This is a genomic window from uncultured Henriciella sp. (genome assembly GCF_964005855.1).
Lineage (GTDB): Bacteria > Pseudomonadota > Alphaproteobacteria > Caulobacterales > Hyphomonadaceae > Henriciella.
Genome location: NZ_CAXFSW010000033.1, coordinates 1 through 9810 on the forward strand (window position 1 = coordinate 1; position 9810 = coordinate 9810).

10 protein-coding genes are annotated in these 9810 nt (G+C 60.4%); 7 read left to right on the top strand and 3 right to left on the bottom strand.

Annotated elements, in window-relative coordinates:
• The 3 genes from flgK to ABNU55_RS15365 form a co-directional block, all read right to left on the bottom strand.
• Positions 1–1224, bottom strand: a 1224-nt coding sequence (gene flgK, locus ABNU55_RS15355; RefSeq protein ID WP_348764561.1) for a flagellar hook-associated protein FlgK, incomplete at its 3' end; no start/stop codon positions are given.
• Between the two features lie 28 nt (positions 1225–1252).
• Positions 1253–2557 carry a flagellar hook-basal body complex protein gene (locus ABNU55_RS15360; RefSeq protein ID WP_290748269.1) on the bottom strand — a complete coding sequence of 435 codons (1305 nt, stop codon included), beginning with the start codon at positions 2555–2557 and terminating at the stop codon, positions 1253–1255.
• Positions 2558–2617: 60 nt separating this feature from the next.
• Positions 2618–3448, bottom strand: a complete 831-nt coding sequence (locus tag ABNU55_RS15365; RefSeq protein ID WP_290748266.1) for a flagellar motor protein MotB — start codon at positions 3446–3448, stop codon at positions 2618–2620.
• A gap of 184 nt (positions 3449–3632) precedes the next feature.
• On the opposite strand from ABNU55_RS15365, the gene ABNU55_RS15370 reads away from it, so the two are divergent.
• The 7 genes from ABNU55_RS15370 to ABNU55_RS15400 form a co-directional block, all read left to right on the top strand.
• Positions 3633–4520 carry a FliM/FliN family flagellar motor C-terminal domain-containing protein gene (locus ABNU55_RS15370; protein ID WP_348764562.1) on the top strand — a complete coding sequence of 296 codons (888 nt, stop codon included), beginning with the start codon at positions 3633–3635 and terminating at the stop codon, positions 4518–4520.
• A gap of 44 nt (positions 4521–4564) precedes the next feature.
• Entirely contained in the window at positions 4565–5431 is an 867-nt protein-coding gene (gene motA / locus ABNU55_RS15375; protein WP_348764563.1) for a flagellar motor stator protein MotA, read from the top strand.
• On the top strand, positions 5428–7191 hold the full coding sequence (locus ABNU55_RS15380; protein WP_348764564.1) for a hypothetical protein: 1764 nt from the start codon (positions 5428–5430) through the stop codon (positions 7189–7191). The genes motA and ABNU55_RS15380 overlap by 4 nt, the downstream gene beginning before the upstream one ends.
• Complete coding sequence (locus tag ABNU55_RS15385) at positions 7191–7904, top strand: flagellar hook-basal body complex protein (RefSeq protein ID WP_348764565.1); 714 nt, start codon at positions 7191–7193, stop codon at positions 7902–7904. Before ABNU55_RS15380 ends, ABNU55_RS15385 begins: the two co-directional genes overlap by 1 nt.
• Before the next feature lie 30 nt (positions 7905–7934).
• Positions 7935–8720, top strand: coding sequence for a flagellar basal-body rod protein FlgG (gene flgG, locus ABNU55_RS15390; protein WP_348764566.1), 786 nt, complete (start codon positions 7935–7937; stop codon positions 8718–8720).
• Between the two features lie 4 nt (positions 8721–8724).
• Positions 8725–9129, top strand: coding sequence for a flagellar basal body P-ring formation chaperone FlgA (gene flgA, locus ABNU55_RS15395; RefSeq protein WP_290748247.1), 405 nt, complete (start codon positions 8725–8727; stop codon positions 9127–9129).
• Positions 9130–9197: 68 nt separating this feature from the next.
• The coding region (locus ABNU55_RS15400) for a flagellar basal body L-ring protein FlgH (RefSeq protein WP_348764567.1) at positions 9198–9810 on the top strand (613 nt) is incomplete at its 3' end.

The following is a 9810-nucleotide window of genomic DNA, read 5'->3' on the forward strand; positions in this document are numbered from 1 at the left end:
GCCTGCGATGAGGTTGGAGGCGTTGTAGCTGCCTTCGAAGCCACCGGCACTCAGGCTGCGATTGGCCTGAAGCGCGTCCAGCATGGAATTGAACAGCCGCCCATTGCCGGCATCGCCAGGTGTTGTGGCGTCGAGACCGTCCCGGAGGCGGGAAAGCTGGCCACCCTGAAGTGGGTCGATCAGCGGGTTGATGGCGAGACGCCCGGCAAGGCCGGTTGGACTGCCTGGATTGGTATCGATGAGAAGGCTGGTATTCACACCCATGCCATCTGTATCTGCACCATCGAGCCGGGACAGAAGGTCGCCAGCCACCGTGTCCAGCTGTTCGTTAAAGGCAGGAAGGTCGGTGTCACGCAGGGCAAAAAGCGCGCCGAAGAGGCCGCTGGAAACAGCGCCGTAAGACGGCTGGCCGGGGGTGATGTCCACACCGCCAACAGACATGCCGGAAAGCGCGCCGCTTTCAATACTGTCGCCCGCCCCAACGGCAGAGGCGGGGGAAAACTCGATCTGGCGGGCACTGCCCGCCAAAAGGAAGACCCCTTCCTTGGTGACGATATCGATGGCGCCGCCCTGGCGCTTCACCGTGTCGACGGGAAGGAATTCAGAAATCGTATCCACATAGCGCTGGCGCTCATCCATGAGAGCGGCGGCACGCGCCGATGTCCTGTCGATGCCCGCAAGTTTGACGTTCAGCGCCTCGACCTGGGCGAGCGCGTCATTCACGGTCGCAACGCCGCTTGCAATCTCGCGGTCGGCATCGACCCGTTCGGACGAGACAAATTGTGAGAGGCTGCGGAATTCAGAGGCCAGCGCTTTCACACTGTCCACAACCGCATTGAGGTTGGCCTGTGATTCCGGAGTGGCCGCCGCATTGGAGAGGGCGGACTGAAAATCCGACATCATGGCGAAGAGGCCGCTTCCATCCACACTGTCGCCGAGCCTTGCAGACAGGGATGCCCAGCTGGAGGCCAGAACGCTTGCCTGCGCAAGATCGCTGCCGGAGGCCATCCGCTGGGCGGTCAGCGCATCATTGGTCGACCGGCCGACACCGTCGGCCTGAACGCCGGCAGGATTGGTGGAGGTCGTGATTTCGCTGACCAGCACCGAGCGGCGAACATAGCCGGGCGTCGTCGCATTCGAGACGTTGGTTGCGACCATGTCCGCGCGCAGGCCGGTCACTTGCAGACCGGTGCGCGCGGCATTGATGGCGTGTGAAAGGCTCAAGGTTCAGCCTCCGCTTTCGGCGATGGGCCTAACGCTTCAGATTGGTGGTTTCCTGAAGCATCTCATCGACCGTCTGGACGATTTTCGCATTCGACGAGTAGGCCCGCTGCGTTTCGATCAGATCGGTCAACTCGGCGGCGATGTCCGTCGTGGATTCCATGAGTGAGTAGCCAGCAACCTCGCCCACAGGGCCAGTGCCAGCATCCCAGAGATAGAGATTGCCGCTTTCGGCAGAGACCGAGAAAGCCTGGCCGTCCTTAGCGCGCAGACCGTTCATGTTCGGCACGTCACCGACCGGGATCTGGTAGAGCGCGCGCCGGTAGCCTGAATTGTAGACCGCCTGAAGGAAACCCTTCTCATCGATTTCAACCGACTGGAGGTCGCCGATTGGTGCGCCATCCTTTGTCACATTGGTCGGCGAGAATGGCGCAGAAAGCTGTGTGACGCCCGCAGTGCCACCCGGCTTGCCGACCATGATGTCCACATCGCCGTGCGGCAGGGTGAGGCTCATGATGCCGGTCGCCTCGTCATAGGTCGTGCCGGTGGCCGCTGTGACGGCCTTGATGCGCCCGCCTTCGTCTACCGAGTCCGTAAACTCCAGCTGGAGTTCGGCAATCGCGTCGGTCCCGGTGCCGGCGCTGTCATAGACCTTGACGGTCCACATATTGCTGGCCCCGTCCGTCGGCACGCTGGGTTCGAAGGACAAGGACAGCGTCTGGGCGCGGCCGATATTGTCGAAATACTCGATTGGCAGGTCGTAGGGCTGACCGCTGGCGCCCGCCAGCGTGGCGTCTGCCGGCAGGTTGATGCCAAGATCGATCCGTGAGGTCGGCGAGGCCACATATTGCGAGGCGGAGATGTTGACCGGCTCCAGATTGGCGCCGCTATTGCGGCTGACTGTGCCAATGCCGCCGTCGCCATCGACTGACCAGCCCAGCAGGAACATGCCGCTCTGCGTACGAAGATTGCCTGACTCGTCTGCATAGAACGAGCCGGTCGGAAGGAGCATGAGTTCGCGTTCGGAGGCCAGTGCGCTGATGCCGCTACCATCGGTGACCGGCAGCAGGCCGCGCCCGCCGACCGCGATATCGGTGGAGTTGCCGGTGTTGATGAGTGACCCAGTCTGGGAAATATCCTTGAAGGTGTTCACCGTCACGCCGCCCGCCGCATAGGCAGAGGCCTGCTTGTTGATCACCATGCTGGAAAAATCCGCAACGCTGCGCTTGTAGCCGTAAGTCGAAGAGTTCGCGATGTTGTCGGAAATCGTGGACAGACGGCTCGCGTTCGAATTAAGCCCCATTACTCCTGCATTCAGGGACGACGAGATACTCATTGACAACTCCTTTGTCAGATTTCCTCTGAAATTGGAGCTGAATGTTTAATAAGCGGATAACTATGATCCCGCCGCCTCCGGCCCGTTGGTCATGATCGTGATCGAGATGCGCCGGTTGCGCGCGGCAGACGGATCCTCCGGCGTCAACGGATCGGTATCTGCACGGCCTGAGACTTCATGTACGCGCGCGAGGGGGAAGCCATTCGCGATCAGCATCTGGCGCGCCGTATTCGCCCGGTCTGAAGACAGGCTCCAATTGTCGTAGCCGCCCTCGCCCCGGAAGGGCCGGTTGTCTGTATGACCCACGATCTTGATCTCGTTCTCGAATGTATTGAGCGAGCCCGAGACAGCGTCCAGAAGGCTTGTCATCAAGGGCGTTGGTTCACTACGGCCAAGTTCAAACAGGGGCCGGCTTTCTGAATCGACGATTTCAAGAACGATGCCCTCAGGTGTCATCTTGACCATCAGATGTTCGGACAGGCGCTGGGGGTCCTCACCCAGTTCCTCTCTCAGCTGTTCAAGCCCTTCAGCTATGGAATCGGTGTGGCGCCGCTGCTCCAGCGAAGCCCCGTCGCCGACCCCCGTTGCACCGGTGCCGACTTTGACCACACTGTCTTCAGCCATGAGCGAACTGCCATCGAGACCGTCTGCGCCGCCGCCGGAGACCCGGCTGACCGGGATGGACGGATTGAAATAGTCTGCAATACCCTTGCGCTGGTCCTCGGTTGTCGCATTGAGGAGCCACATCAGCAGGAAGAATGCCATCATCGCGGTAACGAAGTCGGCATAGGCGACTTTCCACGCGCCGCCATGATGGCCCTCGGCCTTCACGACCTTCTTGCGCTTGATGATCGTTACATGTTGAGCGTCTGATGATGACGATTGTGCCATTCGTGCGACCCGCTTTCTGCAGTTTCAGCCGCCTTCCTAACAGAGAGACTCCAACGCATCGTCTAATTGCGTGCGCCGATTGGCGGGGCTTCTCTAACGAAACGTTTACCAAATCTCGCCACACCCGAAATTGAAGAAGGGGCCAGGGTGCTGAGGGGCAGGCGTGTCGGAAACACTGCTGAAAATGATGAGGTCAGCAGGCGGTATATCCCCGTCATTGCTTCAGTGTGAGCCCCTCTGGGCTGCCATGCTGGACGCATGTGAGACATGGTCGAACGATGTCCTCGGCTTTGAAATGAAGGCTCAGCTCGGTGGCCGCCGGCAGGTCACCGTTGAGGAAGCGCAAAGCCGCATTCGTGAAAAATTCGGCTATGTCTGTTTACCATCGGGGATTGGTGGCCTGCGCGCCATCTCTCTCTCGGCGGATCTGGCTGAACGCTTTGTCGCGCGCCGCCTCAAGGAAGACCTCTCTCATATAGAGATCGCGCCACCGCTTTTTCTGCGTCTGATGTGCGACAAGCCGATGCGGCGCCTGATGGAGGGGCTTGCCCAGGACGTGCCCGCCGGTCCGCCCCTTCCGGACGACTTCATGGTGGCTGATCCGGCCGGGGTCCCGGGCGGCCTCGATGACGGGAACGCCCTGATCGCCATTACGGTGAACCTCTTTGCAAAGGGGGCGCTGGAGCCGACAGGCAATGTCCAGCTCTACTACAATCTGGAGCCGCTCGTTGCGCATGCAGAGCAACTGAAGGCGACGAGGGTTGAGACCGTGAAACCGCGCGCCGCGGTCAACAAGACCGGGCTTATCAAGTCTATCCGCTGTTCGAATATTGGCCTGGATGCCGTCCTGGCGAAACTGAACCTCAGCGTCGCCGACTGTTCGGGCCTCAAGGTCGGGCAGATCGTACCGCTCGATGATGCCGAAAGCGGCAAGCTTTACGTTCATGCCGAGACGCTGACCGGTAGCGCCGAAATCGGAAGCGCCGAATTAGGCAACTGGAAAGGCCAACGCGCCATAAAGCTTACCTCGCCCTTACGCGAAAGCTTCATTCAGGAGATATCGGGTGCCTGAATGTCTTGAAATACCGCGCATGATCTGCGCGAGGGAGGTATAAGTTGAACGCTATACTTGGCATTCTCGTCACTGTGGCCATGGTTTTTGGTGGCTACATGCTTGCAGGCGGCCATATGGGGATCATCACCCACGCCCTGCCATTTGAGGGGATGATGATCGGCGGCGCCGCCATCGGCGCTCTGTTGGCGGCGAATGATTTCGGCACGATCAAACAGACCGGTGCAGATGTCGTGGCGGCGTTTACCGGCGCCAAGTGGAAAAAGAGCGACTATCAGGACCTGCTCTGCCTGATGTCCGAGCTGCTCAATATCCTGCGTCAGAACCCGATCGATATCGAGCAGCATATCGAAGACCCGCATCAATCGCCTCTCTTCCAGCGCTATCCACGCATCCTCAGGGATGAGGACGCCATCGACATGATCTGCGACACGATCCGTTCGATGCTGATGAATTTCGACAATGTCCATCAGGTCGAGGAGCTTCTGGAGAAGCATCTGGAGGCACTGCACGAAGACAAGCAGGCCGGCGCGCACGCCCTGCAGAACATGGCAGACGCTTTGCCGGCGCTGGGTATTGTCGCCGCCGTTCTCGGCGTCATCAAGACCATGTCGTCAATCGACAAGCCGCCGGAAGTCCTGGGGGGCATGATTGGCGGCGCGCTGGTCGGCACCTTCCTCGGCGTCTTTCTTGCCTATGGCCTTGTCGGTCCGTTCGCGTCCCGGGTGAAAGCCATCCGGACCGAGGAGCACTTCTTCTATTCGATGATTGGGGAGGTTCTCGTCTCCAACCTTCACAAGAACCCGGTGAATATCTGCGTCGAGGTCGCAAGACGTCATGCCCCGTCCCGGGTGCGCCCATCCTTCAATGAAATCGAACAGGCATTGAGGGGGTTAAGGCAGGCCGCGTGAGAGGCATCGTTGGCATATGTCTTGGCGCGGCATTCCTCGCGCAGGCGGCCCTCTCACAGGAGCCGCCGCAATCGTCTGACCGTAACGACGAGATCGAACGGCTACCCGGAGAGCTCGACAGCTTCGTTCAGGAAGCGATCCGGGAAGGCCTGCTGAAACCGGCCCGCAGCCCCCAGCCAGATGAGGCTGTTGAGGTTGAGGATGTGGCCAATGTTGACGCGCCTGAAGACATTCCGCCTGCCATGGAGGTTGCGGCCGAAGCGTCAGCCCGGACCGGTGCGGAAGAGTATCTTTGCCCGGACGTCTCTCCGCTTGACCTCACCGAGTTCGTTGACTTCGTCTCCTATAATGATCTGTCGGCCTGGCGCTCTGTACTGGAGGATAGCGAGCCCACAATCGCGTCGAGACGTGTGATGGCGCGTGCCTATATCTCGCTGGGCCTGATCGCTGAGGCTCGCGCAGAACTTGAAGGCGATATGGGGCAGGGCGGTGTCGCCCTGCGACAGCTGATCGAACTTCTGGAGCGAGGCGGTCGCCCCGATCCGGCCTATCTTTCTCAAATTGCCGCCTGCCATGAAGACGACGGCGTCTGGTTTGCAATCGCCCTGCTCAAGGCCAATGACCCGGCTGGGGCCGACCTTCTGGCAAACCATTTTAACGCGTTCCGGCGTTTGCCGCTTCGTCTTCGGGCCGACGCCTCGCTGATCGTTATCCCCGCGCTGGACCGTCTGGACCGGCCGATCCTTTCAGAACGGCTGATGACGAGTTTTACCGCTGAAGAGATTGCGGCGAGCCGTCAGTTGCAATTCGTGAAGGCGCTTCAGCGGCTCGCAATGGGTACGCCCAGCGCCGCCAATACGGTTCGGGAGTATCTGCGCCGCGCGGAATACCGCAACGAGGCCGCAGCCGCGCTCCGCCGTCATGGCAAGGCTATCTCCAGCGATGTCGAACGCGACATCGTCGATCAGTATGTAGATGCGCTCGGCAGCCTGCCGGCTGAGGCGTCCGTTTCAGACAATCTCGCTATCATCCTGCAGGATCTCAACGAAACGGTTGGTTACGACATGACGCTTCGCCTCGCAGCGATTCCAGCGGCTGCGGATCCAGCCTCGCGCGCGCGCCTGGCCGGGCATTTCGAAGCGATGATCGACACGGATCTCGAAAGCAACGTCTTCCTCGTCAATCTGAAAGCCATGGATGCCCTGCTGAAGGCGGGTGCTCTGCTGGAGGCGCGTGAGGGAACCGATGGGCGCTATGCAAAGGCGTCCGCCATCGCAGCCAATCTCGGTCTGCGTACCATGTCGGAGAAACTCTCCTCGCGGCTTGAGAATGATACTGCTCTCGGACTGGCGCAGGCTGAACTCGCCTTCCAGCTTGAGGACCATGAGGGACTCGCCCGTCTGACCGAAGCCTTCCCGGAAAATATCGCCATCCGCAAGGTTGCGCTTATCGACGCCATCCGGCGCGGCGATTCAGAGGCGTTCGGAACGCTTTCACGCGGAATTCCAGGTGATGCCGAGACCGCCCTTATGCTGATCGAGGCCGATGCGGCCGCGGGTCACTGGATTGTGCCTCAGCGCTTCTATTCGAGGGCCTCCCAGATTGAGGATGAAGACGCACAAATGCGCGCGCTGCGCATCGCCGAAGCGCGCCCGGCCGCGACCAATGGCCAGGATGAACAGATTGCCCTCACGGACGTCTCCACGCGTCTTGAAACGCTGCGCCAGTCGCTCGGAACCCTGCCCAAGGAGGCCCGCTGATGTCGAATGCGATTTATGCCGCACTGGCCCGCCAGACCGGCCTGATGAATGAGATGCAGGTGGTTGCGAACAATCTCGCGAATTCCAGCACGACGGGCTACAAGTCTGACCGTGCCGTTTTCGCCGAATTCGTAGCGGGGACGAATAATAATCTGTCTGACCTTTCCATGGGCACGCTGGCAGGCCACACGACCGACCTCGAGCAGGGCGGTCTGCGGTTCACGAACGGGACTTTTGATCTTGCCGTCCAGGGGGAAGGCTATTTCCTGGTTGAAACACCGCAGGGCCAGCGCCTGACCCGCGCCGGTCACTTTCAGCTCAATGCCGAGTCCGAGCTTATCGACTCGATGGGCAACCGCGTGCTCAGCGCCGGCGGTGGCCCGGTACAGATCCCTGGAGAGGCGACCAATGTCAGCATCGCTGGCGATGGCACGATCTCATTCGATGGGGTCATCATCGATCAGGTCGGCGTCGTGCAGCCGGAAGGCCAGCTCACCCGCGCGGGCGGGACGATGTTCGCTGCTGAAGAGGGGTTTCAGCAGATGGAAGAGCCGCGTGTCGTACAGGGCGCGCTTGAGCAGTCAAATGTTTCGCCGGTGCTTGAGGTTGCGCGCATGATTGAAGTGCAGCGGGCCTATGAGGCCGGTCAGGCGCTGATCGAAGGTGAGGACGACCGGATCGCCAAATTCATCAGCACCTTACGCCAGCTTTAACCCACAGGACGTGGATCGAGGGAGGACCCTATGAAATCACTGCAGATCGCAGCCACGGGCATGGCGGCACAACAGCTACGTGTCGACGTGATCTCCAACAATATCGCGAACATGAGTACCGCAGCCTATCGGCCGCGAACGGCGGAGTTTTCCGACCTCATGTATCAGCAATACCTGACCCCCGGGACGATTTCCTCCCAGGTGGGCACGGTGGTGCCTGCGGGCGTCCAGCTCGGGACGGGGGTCAAACCTGCCTCGGTGTCGATGGAAATTACGCAGGGGTCGCTGCGCGAGACCGGTTCGGAACTCGACATTGCCATTGATGGCACGGGTTTCCTAGAAATCCAGTTGCCCTCGGGTGAGTCCGCCTACACTCGCGATGGCAAGCTGAACCGCAGTCCAGAGGGCCAGCTCGTCACCAAGGATGGTTATGAACTCGCCGACGGCATCGTCATCCCGGAAGACGCCCGGCGCATCTCGATCAGCACCGATGGCGAAGTTGTGGCCTATTTTGCATCCGAGGCAGAGGGCCAGCCGATCGGGACGCTTTCGCTTGTGCGCTTCGTGAATGAAAAAGGCCTTGAGGCGATGGGCGACAACATGTTCCGCGAGACCGAAGCCTCGGGCGCGCCAAACCGGCTGGTCCCGGCGACCGAAGGGGTCGGCATGCTGCGTCAGGGCTATCTTGAGGAATCCGGCGTCGACGTCGTTCAGGAAATCTCCGAACTGATCGAGGCCCAGCGCGGCTATGAGCTCAATTCCAAGGTCATCTCTGCGGCCGACGAGATGCTCGCCGCCACGACGAGAGTGAGGTAGGCCGATGAGCATTCTCTCCACACTCGCGGGCGGGCTCCTCCTGACCATTGCCAGTTCAGGCAATGTCGTTGCCGAGGACGTCATCCGCTCCGGCGAAGTCATTACCCCCGGTATGCTGGTCACCGAAGATGGGGCGCCTGTCTTCGACAGCCCCCTGATCGGCCGTGAAGTCCGCCGCACTGTATATGGTGGCCGGGAAGTGACCATGGACAATACCCAAACGCCGCGCCTCGTCACCCGTAATCAGGTCGTGACGGTCAAGTTCATCCAGGGCGGCCTCGAGATTTCGACGACGGCGCGCGCCATGGAGGAGGGCGGGGTCAATGACACCGTCTCGCTGATGAATGTGAACTCAAGAAAACTTGTCACTGGCACCGTCCAGGCCGGCGGGTGGGTGCTTGCACAATGAGACCAGCTTTTTCCCTTCTCGCAGCAGGTTTTCTATGCAGCGCGTGTGCCTCCGGCGTCAGACAGGATATGACGCTCGCCAGCGTTCCGCCGCCTCCACCACCCGCGGTGCAGACCTTCACCGAATTCCCGCAGGTGCCGCTCAATAATGACACCAATTCGCTCTGGACCACATCGGCAAACTCGCTGCTGAGCATGCGCCGGGCGAAGTCTGTGGGTGATCTTCTGACTGTGGTTGTCGAGATGGACGACCAGGCCAGTATGCAGAACTCCCTGCAGGCCACGCGCGGCACGAATGAGGATTTCAATCTGGATGCCCTGTTCGGTCTGCCCGAGTGGGCCAATGGCGTATTGCCAAACGGGGCGAGCGTCTCGCCCGGCATCGACTATAATCGCAATTCCTCGCTGAATGGCAGCGGTGCAATAAATCGCGCGGAGAAAGTGACGTTTCGCCTTGCAGCCCGCGTTATCGGACTCGAGCCGAATGGCAATCTCGTTATCCAGGGCTATCAACGTACGCGCGTGAGTAATGAAATTCGCGTTCTGACGGTGACCGGGGTCATCCGCGCGCAGGACATTACCCGCATGAATACCGTGACCTATGAGAAAATTGCCGATGCACAGCTCTCTTATGTCAGCTCAGGCCAGGCAACGGAGCCCGTCAAGAAGCGGCTGGTGCCAC

Excerpts from the sequence above, each read along its gene's own strand:
- ABNU55_RS15360 (WP_290748269.1), bottom strand. The coding sequence starts at position 2,557 with ATGAGTATCTCGTCGTCCCTGAATGCAGGAGTAATGGGGCTTAATTCG.
- ABNU55_RS15365 (WP_290748266.1), bottom strand. The coding sequence starts at position 3,448 with ATGGCACAATCGTCATCATCAGACGCTCAACATGTAACGATCATCAAG.
- ABNU55_RS15370 (WP_348764562.1), top strand. The coding sequence starts at position 3,633 with ATGATGAGGTCAGCAGGCGGTATATCCCCGTCATTGCTTCAGTGTGAG.
- ABNU55_RS15385 (WP_348764565.1), top strand. The coding sequence starts at position 7,191 with ATGTCGAATGCGATTTATGCCGCACTGGCCCGCCAGACCGGCCTGATG.
- flgG (WP_348764566.1), top strand. The coding sequence starts at position 7,935 with ATGAAATCACTGCAGATCGCAGCCACGGGCATGGCGGCACAACAGCTA.
- flgA (WP_290748247.1), top strand. The coding sequence starts at position 8,725 with ATGAGCATTCTCTCCACACTCGCGGGCGGGCTCCTCCTGACCATTGCC.